At 32.8% G+C, this 17,342-nt stretch carries 19 protein-coding genes; 4 read left to right on the forward strand and 15 right to left on the reverse strand.

Annotation, left to right across the window (positions count from 1 at the left end; genetic code table 11):
• Positions 1-104: 104 nt before the first annotated feature.
• The 7 genes from BC961_RS05145 to BC961_RS05175 all read right to left on the reverse strand — a co-directional run bounded on the left by BC961_RS05145 (position 105) and on the right by BC961_RS05175 (position 4,640).
• Positions 105-953 (reverse strand): DUF3078 domain-containing protein, encoded by an 849-nt coding sequence (locus BC961_RS05145; RefSeq protein ID WP_121924788.1) that lies wholly within the window; start codon positions 951-953, stop codon positions 105-107.
• Positions 954-1,041: 88 nt separating this feature from the next.
• Positions 1,042-1,554 (reverse strand): DUF2480 family protein, encoded by a 513-nt coding sequence (locus BC961_RS05150; protein ID WP_121924789.1) that lies wholly within the window; start codon positions 1,552-1,554, stop codon positions 1,042-1,044.
• Between the two features lie 78 nt (positions 1,555-1,632).
• Entirely contained in the window at positions 1,633-1,956 is a 324-nt protein-coding gene (locus BC961_RS05155; protein ID WP_121924790.1) for an SUF system Fe-S cluster assembly protein, read from the reverse strand.
• A gap of 89 nt (positions 1,957-2,045) precedes the next feature.
• Positions 2,046-2,459, reverse strand: coding sequence for a GxxExxY protein (locus BC961_RS05160; RefSeq protein ID WP_121924791.1), 414 nt, complete (start codon positions 2,457-2,459; stop codon positions 2,046-2,048).
• Between the two features lie 76 nt (positions 2,460-2,535).
• On the reverse strand, positions 2,536-2,955 hold the full coding sequence (locus BC961_RS05165) for a SufE family protein (RefSeq protein WP_121924792.1): 420 nt from the start codon (positions 2,953-2,955) through the stop codon (positions 2,536-2,538).
• 23 nt (positions 2,956-2,978) lie between these two features.
• A complete protein-coding gene (locus BC961_RS05170; RefSeq protein ID WP_121924793.1) occupies positions 2,979-3,413 on the reverse strand; it encodes a hypothetical protein in 435 nt (144 codons plus the stop codon).
• A gap of 12 nt (positions 3,414-3,425) precedes the next feature.
• Entirely contained in the window at positions 3,426-4,640 is a 1,215-nt protein-coding gene (locus BC961_RS05175; RefSeq protein WP_121924794.1) for an aminotransferase class V-fold PLP-dependent enzyme, read from the reverse strand.
• A gap of 164 nt (positions 4,641-4,804) precedes the next feature.
• On the opposite strand from BC961_RS05175, the gene BC961_RS05180 reads away from it, so the two are divergent.
• Positions 4,805-6,169 carry a serine hydrolase domain-containing protein gene (locus BC961_RS05180; protein WP_121924795.1) on the forward strand — a complete coding sequence of 455 codons (1,365 nt, stop codon included), beginning with the start codon at positions 4,805-4,807 and terminating at the stop codon, positions 6,167-6,169.
• A 76-nt stretch (positions 6,170-6,245) separates the two neighbouring features.
• Here BC961_RS05180 and sufD read toward each other — a convergent pair whose 3' ends face one another.
• The 6 genes from sufD to BC961_RS05210 are packed head-to-tail and all read right to left on the reverse strand — an operon-like array spanning position 6,246 to position 10,624.
• Complete coding sequence (sufD, locus tag BC961_RS05185) at positions 6,246-7,562, reverse strand: Fe-S cluster assembly protein SufD (protein WP_121924796.1); 1,317 nt, start codon at positions 7,560-7,562, stop codon at positions 6,246-6,248.
• Positions 7,563-7,568: 6 nt separating this feature from the next.
• Positions 7,569-8,321 carry a Fe-S cluster assembly ATPase SufC gene (sufC, locus tag BC961_RS05190; RefSeq protein WP_121924797.1) on the reverse strand — a complete coding sequence of 251 codons (753 nt, stop codon included), beginning with the start codon at positions 8,319-8,321 and terminating at the stop codon, positions 7,569-7,571.
• An 11-nt stretch (positions 8,322-8,332) separates the two neighbouring features.
• Entirely contained in the window at positions 8,333-8,605 is a 273-nt protein-coding gene (locus BC961_RS05195) for a Txe/YoeB family addiction module toxin (protein ID WP_121924798.1), read from the reverse strand.
• Positions 8,596-8,802 (reverse strand): DUF2683 family protein, encoded by a 207-nt coding sequence (locus BC961_RS05200; protein WP_121924799.1) that lies wholly within the window; start codon positions 8,800-8,802, stop codon positions 8,596-8,598. The genes BC961_RS05195 and BC961_RS05200 overlap by 10 nt, the downstream gene beginning before the upstream one ends.
• A 25-nt stretch (positions 8,803-8,827) precedes the next feature.
• Positions 8,828-10,276, reverse strand: coding sequence for a Fe-S cluster assembly protein SufB (gene sufB / locus BC961_RS05205; RefSeq protein WP_121924800.1), 1,449 nt, complete (start codon positions 10,274-10,276; stop codon positions 8,828-8,830).
• Positions 10,277-10,294: 18 nt separating this feature from the next.
• Entirely contained in the window at positions 10,295-10,624 is a 330-nt protein-coding gene (locus BC961_RS05210; protein WP_121924801.1) for a HesB/IscA family protein, read from the reverse strand.
• Between the two features lie 251 nt (positions 10,625-10,875).
• Here BC961_RS05210 and BC961_RS05215 point away from each other — a divergent pair, with 251 nt between their 5' ends.
• The 3 genes from BC961_RS05215 to BC961_RS05225 all read left to right on the forward strand — a co-directional run bounded on the left by BC961_RS05215 (position 10,876) and on the right by BC961_RS05225 (position 15,375).
• Positions 10,876-11,736 carry an MBL fold metallo-hydrolase gene (locus tag BC961_RS05215; RefSeq protein WP_121924802.1) on the forward strand — a complete coding sequence of 287 codons (861 nt, stop codon included), beginning with the start codon at positions 10,876-10,878 and terminating at the stop codon, positions 11,734-11,736.
• Between the two features lie 76 nt (positions 11,737-11,812).
• The gene (locus BC961_RS05220; RefSeq protein WP_121924803.1) at positions 11,813-13,435 is read left to right on the forward strand and encodes a S8 family peptidase; all 1,623 of its coding nucleotides are present in this window, start codon (positions 11,813-11,815) and stop codon (positions 13,433-13,435) included.
• A gap of 65 nt (positions 13,436-13,500) precedes the next feature.
• Positions 13,501-15,375: a M1 family metallopeptidase gene (locus tag BC961_RS05225; RefSeq protein ID WP_121924804.1), complete on the forward strand. Its 1,875-nt coding sequence runs from the start codon at positions 13,501-13,503 to the stop codon at positions 15,373-15,375.
• A gap of 99 nt (positions 15,376-15,474) precedes the next feature.
• Here BC961_RS05225 and BC961_RS05230 read toward each other — a convergent pair whose 3' ends face one another.
• Both BC961_RS05230 and BC961_RS05235 read right to left on the reverse strand, forming a co-directional pair.
• Complete coding sequence (locus BC961_RS05230) at positions 15,475-15,852, reverse strand: hypothetical protein (protein WP_121924805.1); 378 nt, start codon at positions 15,850-15,852, stop codon at positions 15,475-15,477.
• A 373-nt stretch (positions 15,853-16,225) separates the two neighbouring features.
• Positions 16,226-17,164 carry an L-threonine 3-dehydrogenase gene (locus tag BC961_RS05235; RefSeq protein ID WP_121924806.1) on the reverse strand — a complete coding sequence of 313 codons (939 nt, stop codon included), beginning with the start codon at positions 17,162-17,164 and terminating at the stop codon, positions 16,226-16,228.
• Positions 17,165-17,342 lie beyond the last annotated feature (178 nt).

The raw sequence follows: 17,342 nt of genomic DNA on the forward strand, positions 1-17,342 counted from the left end.
GTTAATTCACATTTCCCAATAATTTTATTGGAAGTTAATGAAAATAAAAAATCCCTTTTGAAATCATTTTTCAAAAGGGATTTTTGCATAAATATTATTTTGATCTAGAAACCGTAATTAACTCCTAATCCAAAAACTTCTCTAGTTTGTACAGCCTTAATTGAATTATCATCATAAATAGCTTGAAATGCTACGTTTGCTGATAGGTATTTGTTTATTTTCATGATTACATTCATTTGGTAGTCGACATCTACGTTTTGCGGTTGGTCTAAGTAGTTAGAGTATAAATTCAATCTGTTTTCAATGGAAACATTTGTCATTAAATTGATTTTATAATATCCTGAAATGCTAGCTCCAAATTCAAAGCGAGAAGAGTCACCTTGTAAAACTCCAAAAGAAGGTCCAAATTCAGTAAAGTGTGGATGAACAACAATTAGCTTAGCTGTTGCGGGAGAAAAATTGACGCTAAGATTGTCACTTTTTTTCCACCAAATACCAGGTCCAAACTGGAAATAAGCAGGAGAGAAGAAATGAGAGATTTTAATCATATTCTTGTCTAAACCGCTATCCATTTGTGTTTTAAAATTAAAGAACATGGAATAATACCATTCTCCAGTAGCTTTTTTACCCCAAAGAGAATTTAGCTCTAAACGATCATCTGTTTTGGCTGTTTTAGCATCACCTTTTATTTTACTTAAGCCATAGGCTAAAATAAATTTATTGTCCCAAACGACATCGCCATTTTTATAGTTGAAGTCATAATTGATTCCAAGATTACCAGCAATATTAGAAGTTCCGCCGCCTAACCATTGCTTGTTATAAGAAGATTGGTTAAAAAGCAAAGAAAAATTTCCTTTTTTAGTCCAAAGTTTCGTCGTGTCTATTGCAGTCTCTTGTGCATTAGCAGCAAAAATGCTCATAAGAAAAACTAAAGTGATTGCTATATTTTTCATAAAATGCTATTTAAAAGTTTTGCCAAAAATAAATAATTTTTGCTAAATTTTAATTTTATAAATAAATGATTGAAAAATAGAATGTACATTACCCTTTTGAACTTGCTTTAAATAACGGAACTGCTGAACATGCCTCTCCGTACATAATACTTCTCGCAAAAGGCTGTAAGTAATGCGCAGCTAAAACGTAGGCGCGCATTGGCACAGGTTTTCTTGAGCAACCTTTTATAATCATTGGCTTGTTTGAATATACTGAATAATCAATTTTAGCAAGTAACTCTTCATATAATGAAGCTTCTAAATCTTCAATTGTTCCATCAATAATTTTTTTCGCAAATGGTGCTAATTGAATAGCAACTAAAATGGATGCCCAAGCAGGAACAATAGCATCTGTACTGCAATTAATAGCAACAAATTGATCTTGATATTGTGACCAATCATGATTTTTAAGTTGCTCTCTAAAATCTTTTTCCTTCAATAAAAATCCTTCTATGAGCCAGTGGGAAATATCGATTTGCGCACGAATTCCTTTCGGATAATAATCTTCTAGATCGAAAACTTCCAAAACACTATTCGCTACCTTATTTATTATTTCGTCCATATTAAAGTCTTAAAGTCGAAGGTCAAAAGTCATAAAGTAGCTCTAAATAGACTTTATGACTTATGACTTTATGACTAATTATAGCATACCTAATTCTAACTTAGCTTCTTCGCTCATTAAATCTTTACTCCAAGGTGGATCAAATGTAATTTCTACCTCAGCGTCCTTTACATTTTCAATTGATCTCACTTTTTCTTCTACTTCTCTAGGTAGACTTTCTGCTACTGGACAGTTTGGAGAAGTAAGAGTCATTAGAATTTTTACTTCATAATCCGTATTTACCATTACGTCATAGATCAATCCCAGTTCATATATATCTACAGGAATCTCAGGATCGTAAATTGTTTTTAACATTTTTACGATTGATTCGCCTAATTCAGTTGTGTCTATTTCTTGTTCCATTATTATTTATTTTTGATTTTTAAATACATTACTTCTATTCTGAACATATAAGCCATGTAAGTTTTTTTTTATTCGTTACATTTATTCTTCTAATCTGCAAGATTAGTGTAGTAATTATTTACCAACGTTTTCTGACCTTCGTAAAATATATTTTTTACGTTAAAATTAATTAGTAATCCAATTGGTGAATGTAATAAGTTCATATAAGTTAGAAGTTGTGCTTCGAATATAGGATTAACTTCATTAACTGATTTTAATTCCAGCACTAGCACATTTTCAACAAATAAGTCGCATCTTAATTTAGATTCTAACTCAAATCCTTTATATTTCAAAGGAATTGTCAATTCAGATAAAAAGTTTATTTTTCGTAATTCTAGTTCTTTTTTAAGACATTGATGATATACGCCTTCTAAAAGGCCAGGACCAATACTTTTATGAACTTCAATTGCTGCGCCATTAACCTGATAAACTAAATCTTTTAGAAATGCTTTTGTAAAATTCATAGTTAAAAAATTACTTCAGGTGAATCTTGTTAAAAAACTTATCTGACTTATATGTTTTAAAAAACTATTAGTTATTTTAATTTTGAGCATTAAACGCTAAAGCATACATTTTAATATATTTTATCATTGAAACTAAGCCGTTTGCACGAGTTGGTGACAAGTGTTCTTTTAAACCGATTTCATCGATAAAATCCATATCAGCTTCAAGAATATCTTTTGCACTTTGATTAGAGAACGTACGAATTAATATCGCTATAATTCCCTTAGTTAAAATGGCATCACTATCTGCGGTGAAAACAATCATGTCGTTAGTCTGCTCACCTTGTAACCAGACTTTCGATTGACATCCTTTAATTAGGTTATTGTCTGTTTTGTAATCTTCCTTAATTAAAGGAAGTTTTTTACCAAGTTCAATGATATATTCATAACGCTCCATCCAATCGTCAAACATCGAAAATTCATCAACGATCTCTTCTTGTATTTCTTTTATTTTCATAGTAAGCTGAATTTGTTTCAGTTTTATTCTTTTTTAACAAATGAGTTTATTTTATCGACTAGCTTTTTTATTTCTTTTGGTGGAAAACCATGATCAAAACTAGTTGATTCGTAAACTTTATCTTTATGTCTAATTTTTAAATTGGCAATAGCCGCACCGTCATAAAATCTTTTTTCGGTTGGAGCTTTTAAATCTTTTAAAGTTTCTAATTTCACCTCTTTAAAGTAGGTAACCAATTCATTCCATTTAGCATCATCAATTTTGGTAACAACCGCGTTATCTTCAGTATTTCTATCTTTAGAAACACTCAGCATCTGATTTTTGATTGTTATTTTCTGGTAAAATCCTCTAGTATTTGCAGTGTATTCAATAACTGCAGCTTCCATATCTTGGGCTTTTGCACTATCACAACTTTTACCCATAAAAAGAGTTAGAAATAATAAAGTTAGGATTTTCATAATTTTATTTTTTTAAGACAGCATCATTTTTGCCCTTTTTACAGCTTCAACCATGGCATCAATTTCTTCCTTAGTATTATAGAAAGCAAATGAGGCTCTAATAGTACCGGGAATATTAAAGAAATTCATAATAGGTTGCGCACAATGATGTCCGGTGCGTACTGCAATACCTAATTTGTCAATTATCGTACCAATGTCGTAAGGATGAATTCCTTCAATATTGAATGAAATTACAGATGTTTTTTCTTTAGCGGTGCCGTAAATCTTTAAACCGTCAATTTCTAACAAGCGTTTTGTTCCGTATTCTAGTAATTCTAATTCTTGCTGTTGAATGTTTTCAAAACCGACTTCATTCATATAATCAATAGCTGTTCCTAGAACAATTCCTCCAGCGATATTAGGAGTTCCAGCTTCAAATTTATGAGGTAACTCAGCGTAAGTTGTTTTTTCGAAAGTTACATCTTTGATCATTTCTCCACCACCTTGATAAGGAGGTAATTTATTCAACCAATCTTCTTTACCATATAAAATCCCAGTACCTGTTGGTCCACAAATTTTATGTCCGGAAAAAACATAGAAATCACAATCTAATTCTTGAACATCTGGTTTTAAATGCGGAACTGCCTGCGCGCCATCAATTAAAACTGCTGCGCCGAATTTATGCGCTTCGTCAATCATATATTTTATAGGATTGACAGTTCCTAAAGCATTCGAAATATGATTTACGGTAACAATTTTGGTTTTATCTGAAAGTAATTTATCGTACTCAGCCATTATCAATTCTCCATTTTCGTTCATAGGAATTACACGCAGGATAGCTCCTGTTTTTTCACATAACATTTGCCAAGGCACAATGTTACTATGGTGTTCCAGTGCCGAAACTAAAATTTCATCACCCGCTTTTAATAACGAAGCAAATCCATTAGTAACTAAATTAATACCGTGAGTGGTCCCCGAAGTAAAAAGTACTTCATGAGAAAATTTAGCATTTATGTGATTTTGAATCTTACCGCGTGAAATCTCATAGGCATCTGTGGCTAATTGACTCAAAGTATGAACGCCACGATGAATATTTGCGTTAATCTCCTGATAGTACTTTGATATGGCATCTATGACAACTTGTGGCTTTTGTGATGTCGCTCCATTATCGAAATAAACCAATGGTTTTCCGTTTACTTTCTGAGAAAGAATTGGAAAATCTGCTCTAATTTTATTTATATCTAGCATAATTATTTAGAAAAGTTCTAAATACAAAAGTAATGAAAAACGAAATTGTATTGGGTATGAATTGCGTAATTTTTATGATTCTTTGTTATGCATTCATAGAATTTTTTTATTGAATCTATGAACTATTATTTTATTAAATTGCAATAAATTAATTCTTTAGCAAAATGAAAAAATTCTTTAAGTTCGTTGGTCTTGCCTTAATTATTGCACTTTTCTACGTAGGATTTACTACTTATCCTAAACTAGATTTAATTTCTGGCTTTTCAGCCAAAAGTATTGCTTCGGGACATTTTATAGATGGTAGATCTCAGGAAATGATTGAGAGAGGCGATAACGATATTAAACTAATAGATTTAGCTACTAACACAATTGACGATGCTGGAAAATTTGCAATAGCTTCCGTTTACGGATTAAAGGAACGAAAGGCAATTTATCGTGAAGGTTTAGGAGCTACTTTGATAACAGAAGATTTTGACCTTAATAAGCCTTATGAAGTTCCAAAAAGAACTAAATTAAATAACAATTTACCATTTCCTTATGGAAATTTAGAACCCAAAGACACTCTTTTCAGTAATGTGGATTACACTAAGTTAAATGCGGCTGTAGCCAATGCTTTTGATAAAAAAGGCGAAATTAATAAAAGATCGCGATCTGTTTTAGTAATCTATAAAGACAAAATAATTGCGGAGAAATACGATACAGGTTTTGATAAAGAAAGCAAAATTTTGGGTTGGTCAATGACTAAAAGTATTACGGCTACGATGTTTGGAATTCTTCAAAAACAAGGAAAATATGATATTTATAAATCAGCTCCTATAGCGGAATGGCAAAAAGATGATCGTAAAATAATAACCACAAATGATTTATTGCATATGAATTCCGGACTAGAATGGGAGGAAAATTATAGCACTATCTGTGATGCTACTAATATGCTTTTCCAAGAGAAGGACATGTCACGATCGCAATTAGTAAAACCTGCTGCTTTCAAACCAAACACAAATTGGAATTACTCATCAGGAACTACGAATTTATTATGTGGAATTTTGAGAAGCCAATTTAAAACGCAACAAGAATACCTTGATTTTTGGTATACAGACTTAATTGATAGAATTGGGATGAACTCGATGGTTATTGAAACGGACATGAAAGGGAATTTTGTGGGTTCGTCTTACGGTTGGGCAACAACAAGAGATTGGGCTAAGTTTGGTTTGTTGTATTTGCACAAAGGGAATTGGAATGGCGATCAAGTCTTTGATGAAAGTTGGGCGAAATATGTTGCGACTCCTACAAAGGGATCAAAAGGAGATTATGGAGGTCACTTTTGGCTAAACGCTGGTGGAAGATATCCTGATGCGCCAAGAGATTTGTATTCATGCAATGGTTTTCAAGGGCAGAAAGTATTTATTATTCCTTCACTTGATTTAGTAATTGTGAGAATGGGATTGACGGAAGACGCAAAATTTGATGTAAACGGAATGTTGAAAGGGATAATAGGGAGTTTGAGTTTAAACACAAAGAGCCCAAAGTAAAAAAGCAATAAGGTCACAAAGTTCAATTATAAACTTTGTGACCTTATTGTAATCTTAGTGAACTCTTTAATTAAAATTACAAATCAAATCCCATTTTAACGCCTAATTTGGTGGCAATAATTTTGGTAATTCTTTGTTTTAGTTCAGGTATCTTGATGTTTTCGATAACTACATTTGAGAACGCGTACATTAATAATGCTTTAGCTTCTTTTTGAGGGATTCCACGTTGCTGCATGTAAAATAATGCTGTTTCATCTAACTGTCCTACTGTACAACCGTGAGAACATTTCACATCATCTGCAAAAATCTCTAATTGTGGTTTTGCATTTATAGTTGCTTTATCGCTCAACAATATATTGTTACTTTTCTGGAAAGCATTTGTCTTTTGAGCTTCTTTTTCAACAAATACTTTTCCGTTGAAAACTCCTGTTGAACGGTCTGAGTAGATACCTTTATAATCTTGGAAACTTTCGCAATTTGGAGTTGCATGGTTTACTAAAGTATAATGATCAACGTGTTGCTTTCCGCCAATAATTGTAATTCCATTCAACGTACTTGTCAATCTTTCACCAAAGTGATAGAAATTTAAATTATTACGTGTTAAATTCCCCCCAAAAGAGAAAGTATGTACATATACATGACTTTCTTGTTGTTGAGAAACGAAAGTATTGTCAATTAGATTCGCTTCAAGCGTATCATTCTGAATTTTATAATAATCGACGATGGCACGTTTTTCAGCAAAAATTTCAGTAACAGAATTTGTTAGTACTGGATTTTCATTCAAACTTTGGTGACGTTCAATAATCTGAACATGTGAGTTTTCGCCAACGATTACTAAATTCCTTGGTTGAACCAAAAGTGCAGCTTGATTTCCTGTAGAGAAATACATGATTTCAATCGGTTTTGGTGCCACTTTACCTTTCGGAATATTGATGTAAGCTCCTTCATTGGCGAAAGCCGTATTTAAAGAAGTTAAACTATCATCTTTATTCGCGATTTGGTTAAAATATTTGTCAATAACCATTTTGTATTTTGGTTTATTCAATGCCGAAGCCATCAAACAAACATCAATTCCTTCATGAGTTGTTGAAGATAAATGAGAGCTGAAAACACCATCAACAAAAACCACTTTATAAGTATCTACTTCGTTTAAAAAGTACTTACTAACTTGGCTGAATTCGATTGAGTTTTCATGCTTTGGAAAAACTGTAAAGTCATTTTTTAAGATGGCATTTAGTGAAGTGTATTTCCAAGATTCTTCTTTTTTGGATGGGAATCCTTTATTTTCAAAGTTTTTTATGGCAGCAGTTCGCACATCATGAAGTTCAGAGTGAACATCCACACGCTCTTCAAAAGCCATAAAAGACGATAGTAATTTTTCTTTTAATTCCATTTTTTATTATGCTTCTTGTTCTTGTTTGATCCAATCGTATCCTTTTTCTTCTAATTCTAGCGCTAAACTAGCATCACCAGATTTTACAATTTTTCCGTCCATAAGAACGTGAACAAAATCAGGAACGATATAATCTAATAAACGCTGGTAGTGCGTAATCACAACCACTGCGTTTTTATCGCTTTTCAATTTATTTACACCATTTGCAACAATACGTAAAGCGTCAATGTCAAGTCCTGAATCAGTTTCATCAAGAATAGCCAATTTCGGTTCTAACATCGCCATCTGGAAAATTTCGTTACGTTTTTTCTCTCCACCAGAGAAACCTTCGTTAAGAGAGCGAGATAAAAACTTTCTGTCTATTTCTAATAACTCTGATTTTTCACGAATCACTTTTAGCATTTGGTTAGCTGGCATTTCTTCCAGACCTTGTGCTTTACGAGTTTCGTTAATAGCTGTTCTGATAAAGTTTGTAACAGAAACTCCAGGAATTTCTACTGGATATTGAAACGAAAGAAAAACACCTTTATGAGCTCTTTCTTCCGGTGCTAAATCAGCTAGATCTTCTCCATCTAATGAAATTTCGCCACTCGTTACTTCGTAGTTTTCGTTTCCTGCAACTATTGAAGCCAATGTACTTTTACCAGCACCATTTGGTCCCATTATTGCATGAATCTCTCCTGCCTTTACTTCAAGATTAATTCCTTTTAATATTTCTTTATCGCCAATTGTGGCATGTAAATTTTTTATTGATAACATGTTGTCTTTATTTATTGGTAATGACCTTTTACTGAAAGGATATTTAATATTTCTATTGTGTTTTCGTCTATAATCTCATAAACTAATCTATGTTCTTTATCAATTCTTCGAGACCATACTCCAGATAAATTATGTTTCAACTGTTCTGGTTTTCCAATGCCTTCATAAGGACTTCTTTGAATGTCTCGTAGTAATTCAGATATTTTCTTTAGAATTTTCTTCTTCCCAGATTTATTCCAAAGTAATATGTCATTTTGCGCTTTTTTAGAAAAAACTATTTCCATAGTTTGTCTATTTCTTCCAATGACATTTTTATTCCTTTTCCTTGCTTTAATTCTTCTCTAGCTTCTAAAATTTCTTTTACAAACTCAGGATTGTATGGCTTGTCAATTTTTTCAATAATTTCAAATCCAAGTGATTTTGCCAATGATTTTAACACTGGAAAATCTTTCTTCTTCACATTTTTTAAAACAATATCCATAGCTATATAAATTTAAATAAATTTTTTAACCTACTGAACCTTCTAGACTAATCTCAAGTAATTTTTGAGCTTCTACAGCAAATTCCATTGGCAGCTTGTTCAAAACATCTTTACTAAAACCATTTACGATTAAAGCAATTGCTTTCTCCGTTGGAATTCCACGTTGGTTACAATAAAAAACTTGGTCTTCACCAATTTTTGAAGTTGTAGCCTCATGCTCAATTTTAGCACTTGGATTTTTTGTTTCGATGTAAGGGAAAGTATGCGCACCACAATTGTTACCCATAAGTAACGAGTCACATTGTGAAAAGTTTCTAGCGTTATCCGCATTTGGTCCAATTTTCACTAAACCACGATAACTATTTTGTGATTTTCCAGCAGAAATACCTTTAGAAATAATAGTCGATTTAGTATTTTTACCTAAATGGATCATTTTTGTTCCAGTATCAGCTTGTTGATAATTATTAGTAACCGCAATTGAATAAAATTCTCCTACTGAATTATCTCCTTTTAAAATTACTGACGGGTATTTCCAAGTTACTGCAGAACCCGTTTCAACTTGTGTCCAAGAAATTTTTGCGTTTTTCTCACAAATTCCTCTTTTAGTAACAAAGTTGAAAACACCACCTACACCTTCTTTGTTTCCAGGGAACCAGTTTTGAACGGTAGAATATTTTATTTCTGCGCCTTCCATTGCGATCAATTCGACAACAGCGGCGTGTAATTGATTTTCATCACGACTTGGAGCAGTACAACCTTCAAGGTAACTTACGTAACTTCCTTCGTCAGCAATTAATAATGTTCTTTCGAATTGTCCTGTTCCTGCTTGATTAATTCTAAAATAAGTCGAAAGTTCCATTGGACATCGAACGCCTTTTGGAATATAACAGAAAGATCCATCAGAGAAAACAGCTGAATTCAGCGCCGCGTAGAAATTGTCTTTTTGAGGGACAACAGTTCCTAAGTGCTTGCGAACTAATTCTGGATGTTCCTTGATAGCTTCAGAAATACTCATAAAGATAATTCCTTTTTCACCTAATGTTTTCTTGAATGTAGTTGCTACCGAAACCGAGTCAACAACAATATCCATTGCTACATTATTCATCATTTTTTGCTCATCAACCGAGATTCCTAGCTTTTTATACATTTCTAAAAGTTCCGGATCAACATCATCTAATGTTTTATTAGGATCAATTGTTTTTGGAGCTGAATAATAAGAAATAGCTTGAAAGTCAGGTTTTTTATAATGCACATTTGCCCATTCAGGCTCAATCATTAATTGCCAAGCACGAAAAGCTTCAAGACGCCAATCCGTCATCCATTGTGGTTCTTCTTTGCGCAGAGAAATTGCACGCACAATATCTTCGTTTAAACCTATGGGAAACGTATCAGATTCTAAGTCTGTGTAAAATCCGTACTCATATTCTTTAGTTTCGAGTTCGATTTTTAAATCGTCTTCGGTATATTTTGACATATTTTTTATTTTAATGTTTTACAAAGAGAAACTCTCTCCGCATCCACAAGTTCTGTTGGCATTTGGATTATTGAAAACAAATCCTTTTCCGTTTATTCCTCCTGAAAATTCTAATATTGTTCCGGCTAAGTATAGAAATGATTTTTTTTCTACAGCTATCGTTATGTCGTTGTCAATGAAAATTTTATCTTCTTCATTTTTAGTTTTATCAAATTTTAAATCATAAGACAATCCAGAACATCCGCCGCTTTTTACACCAACTCTCACATAGTCTGTTGCAGCATCAAAACCATCGTCTTTCATAAGATCAATAATTTTTTTTCTTGCAGTGTCAGAAACTTTAATCATAAGTTCGTTTTTATTTGTTTTACAAGTTATTAATTGAGCAATAAATTCTGTTTTAAAAGTAATTTTTAGAAACTCGAATTAGACCTTATATTGATTTTGTCTAAATTAAGGACAAAGATACTATATAAAAAGCTTTTTCCATAATTGATAACATTTTTATAACTAATGATAAAATAGAAAAAAGTTATTTGTAAGGGCGAATCGAATTTGAATTCCTTAACTTTGGTTTCTATCAAAATTTATAAAAGTTTATGAAATTATATCCTATAGAAACTGGAAATTTTAAATTGGATGGTGGCGCTATGTTTGGCGTAGTGCCAAAGACAATTTGGAATAGAACTAATCCGGCAGATGAAAACAATTTGATTGACATTGCAGCGCGTTGCTTGTTAATCGAAGATGGGAATAAATTGATTTTGATTGACACTGGAATGGGCAATAAACAATCCGAGAAATTTTTTGGATATTATTCGCTTTGGGGTACACACTCCATGGATAAATCTTTAGCTAAATACGGTTTTCATCGTGATGATGTGACTGATGTTTTTATGACTCACTTGCATTTTGACCACTGTGGCGGTAGCGTAAATTGGAATGATAGTAAAACAGGTTACGAACCTGCTTTTAAAAATGCTAAATTTTGGAGTAACGAAAATCATTGGGAATGGGCAACAAAACCTAATGTACGCGAGAAAGCATCTTTCCTATCTGAAAATATTTTGCCAATGCAAGAAAGCGGCCAATTAAATTTTGTAAAAAGACCTGAAGGCGATTACTTAACGCAATCAGAGCTGGGTTTTGGCATCTTCTTTGCAGATGGACACACTGAAAAACAAATGCTACCTCACATTCAGTATCAAGATAAAACAATAGTTTTTTGCGCTGATTTATTGGCCACAGCCGGACATCTTCCCGTTCCTTATGTAATGGGATATGACACTAGGCCTTTATTGACAATGCCGGAAAAGGAAAAATTCTTAAATGCGGCTGCTGATAATAATTATTACTTATTCTTAGAACATGATGCTCATAATGAAATTATCACTGTTCAACATACTGAAAAAGGAGTGCGATTAAAGCAAGTTCATAGCTGCGAGGAAATCTTAACATAGTGTTAAGAATACTTAGATTTGTAACAAAAAAAATTATTTTAGACAAATATTTCAAAAACCTAAAAAAACATTAATAATGAATCCTATTAAACCTATTTACATATCTGCCTTTGCATTGCTCGTTTTGGCTGGATGTGGTACTTCAAAGCAAGTTATTAATACTACTAATTTAAGTGCTATAACTGCTCCTTTGAATGTTAAAAAGAAAGCGGCGTTAACTGAAAACGAATTGAAACGTTGGAGCCATTTAGATATCGTAAAAGATACTATCCCTGGTATGAGCGTGGACAGAGCTTATGCTGAATTGTTGAAAGATAAAATAGGTATTCCTGTAATTGTAGGTATTGTAGATTCTGGAGTAGATATTGAACACGAAGATTTAAAATCAGTTTTGTGGACAAATAAAAAAGAGATTCCTGGAAACGGAATAGATGATGATAATAATGGATATATTGATGATATTCATGGTTGGAATTTTCTAGGTGATATTACTAAAGAGAATTTAGAATACGAAAGAATTATTAAGGATAAAACTATCGCTGATGATGTAACGTATCAAGCAGCTAAAAGTGTTAATGATAAAAAAGTTGCTGAAGCTAGTGTAGGACAAGGTCGTTTACAGGAAATGCTAGTTGCAATTAAAGATGGTGATGCTGTATTAGTAAAACATTTTGGCAAACCAGTTTACACCGCAGATGAAGTAAAAGCTATCGTTACTAAAGATGCTACATTACTTAAAAGCAAAACTACCATGCAACAAATGCTTTCATACGGAATGCCTGTTGCTGGATTAAAGGAAGCGATTGAAAAAGATCTAAATGATTTTAAAGCTTTAATTAGCGGAGAAAATCTTAAGGTAGATTATCGTAAAGTTGTAGGTGATAATCCAAATGATATCACGGACACTAAATACGGAGACAACAATGTAATGGGACCAGACAAGAAGGAAATTCTTCATGGAACTCACGTTGCAGGTATTGTTGCTCAAACTAGAAACAATAATTTAGGTGGAGATGGTGTTGCAAACAATGTACAAATCCTTACGGTGCGTGCAGTACCAGATGGAGATGAGTATGATAAAGACATTGCATTAGGAATTCGCTATGCTGTTGATAACGGAGCTAAAGTAATCAATGGAAGTTTTGGTAAAGCGTTCTCTCCTCACAAGCAATGGGTTTATGATGCAATAAAATATGCTGAATCTAAAGATGTTTTATTTGTTCATGCTGCAGGAAACGATGCTAAGGATATTGACTTTGCGGATAATTTTCCAACTGACGCAGATGATAAAAAAACAGAATACGCTGATAATGTGCTAACAATTGGTGCATTAAATTATGAATACGGAGATAAAGTTGTGGCTCGTTTTTCTAATATTGGAAAAGTTAATGTAGATGTTTTTGCTCCAGGTGTCCAAATCTATGCTACAACTCCAAATAACTCTTACCAATATTTACAAGGAACATCAATGGCTGCGCCAAATGCTGCAGGAGTTGCTGCATTAATACGTTCTTATTATCCAAAATTATCTGCTAAGCAAGTGAAGCATATTTTAATGGATTCAGGAGTAGCAATAACTACTGAAGTGATTGTGGGTGGAAAAGCAAGTGATAAACGTTCTTTTACTACCTTATCTAAATCAGGAAAAATAGTGAACGCTTACAATGCTTTAATAATGGCAGAAAAAATGTCAAAATAATAATAGTTTAAAAATTCACATAATGGAAGGGCGATTCGTCCTTCCATTTATATTTTAATGTATATATGAAAAAATTACTTTTACTTTCTTTTGTGACTCTAGGCTTTGGAAGTCTGATCGCTCAAAACAATGCGTATTGGCAACAACACGCTGATTATAAAATGGACGTCACCATGGACGTGAAAGAATACAAATATAAAGGTACTCAGGAATTAGTTTATACTAATAATTCATCTGATACACTTAAAAAAGTATACTATCATTTATATAACAATGCTTTTCAACCGGGAAGTGAAATGGATGCTAGAGTTTCAAGCATTAAGGATCCAGACGGCAGAATGGTAAACAAAGTAAAGGTAGGTTCTAATGAGATTAAGGAAAGCCGAATTAAAACTTTACAACCTAATGAAACGGGATATTTAAACATTACAAATTTTAAGCAAGATGGTATCGTGGCATCTGTAAAAGCAGCAGGAACAATTCTTGAAGTTACTTTGGTTAAACCAATAGTTCCTAATTCTAAAACTACTTTGACGTTAAATTTTGACGGTCAAGTTCCAGTTCAAATTCGTCGTTCAGGAAGAAATAATGCTGAAGGTGTAGAATTTTCAATGTCACAGTGGTATCCAAAAATGGCCGAATTCGATTTTGAAGGTTGGCATGCAGATCCATACATCGCAAGAGAGTTTCATGGTGTTTGGGGAAATTTTGACGTAAAAATTACAATTGATAAAGAATATGTTTTAGGTGGTACGGGATACTTACAAAACAAAAATGAAATTGGTCATGGTTATCAAGACGCAGGAATAGTCGTAACTGTACCAAAGAAAACTAAAACATTAACTTGGCATTTTAATGCACCAATGGTTCATGATTTCACTTGGGCTGCAGACAAAGAGTATATTCATGATATTGTAAAAGGTCCTAATAACGTAGATCTACATTTCCTTTATAAGAATAATCCAAAGTATATTCAAAACTGGAAAAATCTACAGCCTAAAACAGTTGAGTTAATGGAAATTTACAATAAAACTGTTGGCGATTATCCATACAAGCAATATTCAGTAATACAAGGTGGCGATGGAGGTATGGAATATGCAATGTGTACTTTAATTTTAGGTCAAGGTACATTTGAAGGGTTGCTAGGAGTTACTGCTCATGAAATGGCGCATTCTTGGTTCCAACATGTATTAGCTTCAAATGAGTTAAAACACGGATGGATGGATGAAGGTTTTACATCCTTTATAGAAGATTACGCATTAAATCAAATGAGTGATAAAAAAGTAGAAAATCCATTTGAAGGAGCTTATAAAAATTATTTTTCAATGGTGAATTCTGGTAAAGAATTGCCTCAAACCACACATGCAGATCGTTTTGATGAGAATCGAGTTTATAGCATTACATCGTACAGTAAAGGCGAGGTGTTTTTAGCACAATTAATATATTTGATAGGTAAGGAGAATTTAATGAAGACTCTAAAGAAATATTACAGTGATTTTAAATTTAAGCACCCTACGCCTAATGACATAAAAAGATCAGCTGAAAGGGTTTCTGGAGCAAATTTAGATTGGTATTTGACAGACTGGACAAAAACAACCAACACTATTGATTACGGGATTAGAGAGCCAAGAGATATTGGTGAAAGAACGATTGTAACTTTAGAAAGGAATGGTAGAATGGCTATGCCAATTGACCTATTAGTAGAATACACTGATGGAACTATGGAGAGTTTTTATATTCCTTTAAGAATGATGAATTTCGAAAAGCAGAATCCTAATCCAGCAATAAAAAGAACAGTTTTAGGAGATTGGGCTTGGGCATTTCCAACGATGGAATTTATGATTGCAAAGCCTAAAAGTGCAATTAAGAAAATCACTATTGATCCAAGTGGTTTAATGGCTGATATTAAAAAAGAAAACAACACGTACGAGCTTAAATAATTTTCCATTAAACTAAAATTATTTCGTTTTTATTATTAATGACAAACCCCTTCAGAATTAAATTCTAAAGGGGTTTTGTGTTTTTGAATCGGATAAGACTTATTCGAAATATTTATTGATAAATTCAATTACATTTTCGTCGCTCATTTTGTTAGAAGTGCTCTCCGTTTTAACGGCGTTTTTATATTGAGCGGAATCATCAAGGTACTTCATAAACTGTTCTTGGATTTGTCCTGTTCCGGTTAAATGAATCTGGTCTACATTAGGCATTTTAGCGGCTATCTCTTTAAAGAATTTTTGAGTAATACCTATTTCATGATTATTAGCCGTTTTTTCATTTGAATTACGCCCTGCTTCTTCAGCATTAACATGTCCTAGAACTACAAAATCTCCCTCGTCAACATTCTCTCTTCCAATAATAGTTGCGTGAGTAGAATCCATCCATACCCCAAATTGTTTTTTGTTTTTTTCTGACATGATATTTAATATGATTAAAGATTTAAACTAATTATTAGTAATATAAATATAGCGATAAAATAATAAATATCTCACTTTTAGACATTTATCTTTATGGGCCAATATTCTAATTTATAGGTTGCTTGATTCAATGAAACAAAAGTTTTATTACTAAAATAATTTGTTAAGCTCATCGTTTAAAAGTTTCTATCTGTTTATAAATTAAAAATCTTTTGGGATCGATGTGTAACTTACAATGCTGGAGATTCTGGGCTGTGTATGGCTACTGTACATATTAGTGATTACTTAATGATTTAGCGATAAACCTAGCTGGAATCTTTATACTGCAAAAAAAACAGTCTAGTTTTTAAAGCTAGACTGTTTGCGTTTTATGTTACTTTAGATGCTCTAACATATCGACGGTCATGGTTTCCAAATCAAATTTGTGCTTCCAGTTCCAATCTTTTCTAGCTTCTGCATCATCAATACTTGCTGGCCAACTATCCGCAATTTTTTGACGGAAGTCAGGCTCATAAGTTACTGTAAATTCAGGAATATGTTTTTTGATTTCAGCAGCAATCTCCGTTGGCGTAAAGCTCATTGCCGCTAAATTATAGGAAGAACGAATTTTTATTTGTTCTACTGGTGCTTGCATGATCTGTATGGTTGCAGCAATTGCATCATCCATATACATCATCGGCATTTTAGTTTCAGAGGATAAGAAACACTCATAAGTTTTATCTGAAAGTGCTTTGTGAAAAATATCAACAGCATAATCAGTAGTTCCACCACCAGGAGGAGATGACCAGCTTATTAAACCAGGGTAGCGTATACTTCGAACATCTACACCAAAAATATTATAGTAATATTCACACCATCTTTCGCCTGCTTGCTTACTGATTCCATAAACGGTTGAAGGTTCCATAACGGTATATTGTGGCGTACTCTCTTTAGGAGTCGTAGGTCCAAAAACAGCGATACTAGAAGGCCAGAATATTTTTTTTATTTTCTTAGCTTTCGCCAAATTCAAAACGTGAAACAAAGAGTTCATATTCAGGTCCCAAGCAAACGCTGGATTCTTCTCGGCAGTTGCAGATAGTAGTGCAGCCATTAAATAAATTTCATCTATTTTGTGAACTTCTACAAGATGCTCGATTTGGTTAAAATCTAATGCATTTACTACTTCAAAAGGTCCTGAATTGACGACATCATTATTTAGTTTTCTAATGTCAGAAGCAATTACGTTTTCGGTTCCGTAAATCTCACGCAGTTTATGGGTAAGTTCAGTCCCAATTTGTCCGCAAGCACCGATAATCAATATTTTAGTACTCATTTTGTCTATTTTGAGCTACAAATATAACAATTTTGTGAATATTATAAATATGATAATAATGCAGATCAATTTGTAAAAAGAATATAAAATTAGTAATCTAATTTCTTAATTATTTCTTTTTTAATCATATTAAATTAGTTTAAGTTAATGGATTGTTATTCCAATTTCCGTATTCGTA

The organism is Flavobacterium weaverense (assembly GCF_003688495.1).
Lineage (GTDB): Bacteria > Bacteroidota > Bacteroidia > Flavobacteriales > Flavobacteriaceae > Flavobacterium > Flavobacterium weaverense.

Bases quoted from the DNA above. Each gene is read 5' to 3' on its own strand.
- BC961_RS05165 (WP_121924792.1), bottom strand. From the start codon at position 2,955: ATGAAAATAAAAGAAATACAAGAAGAGATCGTTGATGAATTTTCGATG.
- BC961_RS05145 (WP_121924788.1), bottom strand. From the start codon at position 953: ATGAAAAATATAGCAATCACTTTAGTTTTTCTTATGAGCATTTTTGCT.
- BC961_RS05230 (WP_121924805.1), bottom strand. From the start codon at position 15,852: ATGTCAGAAAAAAACAAAAAACAATTTGGGGTATGGATGGATTCTACT.
- BC961_RS05200 (WP_121924799.1), bottom strand. From the start codon at position 8,802: ATGGATATTGTTTTAAAAAATGTGAAGAAGAAAGATTTTCCAGTGTTA.
- BC961_RS05155 (WP_121924790.1), bottom strand. From the start codon at position 1,956: ATGGAACAAGAAATAGACACAACTGAATTAGGCGAATCAATCGTAAAA.
- BC961_RS05175 (WP_121924794.1), bottom strand. From the start codon at position 4,640: ATGCTAGATATAAATAAAATTAGAGCAGATTTTCCAATTCTTTCTCAG.
- BC961_RS05220 (WP_121924803.1), top strand. From the start codon at position 11,813: ATGAATCCTATTAAACCTATTTACATATCTGCCTTTGCATTGCTCGTT.
- sufD (WP_121924796.1), bottom strand. From the start codon at position 7,562: ATGGAATTAAAAGAAAAATTACTATCGTCTTTTATGGCTTTTGAAGAG.
- BC961_RS05235 (WP_121924806.1), bottom strand. From the start codon at position 17,164: ATGAGTACTAAAATATTGATTATCGGTGCTTGCGGACAAATTGGGACT.
- BC961_RS05150 (WP_121924789.1), bottom strand. From the start codon at position 1,554: ATGGACGAAATAATAAATAAGGTAGCGAATAGTGTTTTGGAAGTTTTC.
- BC961_RS05160 (WP_121924791.1), bottom strand. From the start codon at position 2,459: ATGAATTTTACAAAAGCATTTCTAAAAGATTTAGTTTATCAGGTTAAT.
- BC961_RS05225 (WP_121924804.1), top strand. From the start codon at position 13,501: ATGAAAAAATTACTTTTACTTTCTTTTGTGACTCTAGGCTTTGGAAGT.
- sufB (WP_121924800.1), bottom strand. From the start codon at position 10,276: ATGTCAAAATATACCGAAGACGATTTAAAAATCGAACTCGAAACTAAA.
- BC961_RS05170 (WP_121924793.1), bottom strand. From the start codon at position 3,413: ATGAAAATCCTAACTTTATTATTTCTAACTCTTTTTATGGGTAAAAGT.
- BC961_RS05180 (WP_121924795.1), top strand. From the start codon at position 4,805: ATGAAAAAATTCTTTAAGTTCGTTGGTCTTGCCTTAATTATTGCACTT.
- sufC (WP_121924797.1), bottom strand. From the start codon at position 8,321: ATGTTATCAATAAAAAATTTACATGCCACAATTGGCGATAAAGAAATA.
- BC961_RS05210 (WP_121924801.1), bottom strand. From the start codon at position 10,624: ATGATTAAAGTTTCTGACACTGCAAGAAAAAAAATTATTGATCTTATG.
- BC961_RS05195 (WP_121924798.1), bottom strand. From the start codon at position 8,605: ATGGAAATAGTTTTTTCTAAAAAAGCGCAAAATGACATATTACTTTGG.
- BC961_RS05215 (WP_121924802.1), top strand. From the start codon at position 10,876: ATGAAATTATATCCTATAGAAACTGGAAATTTTAAATTGGATGGTGGC.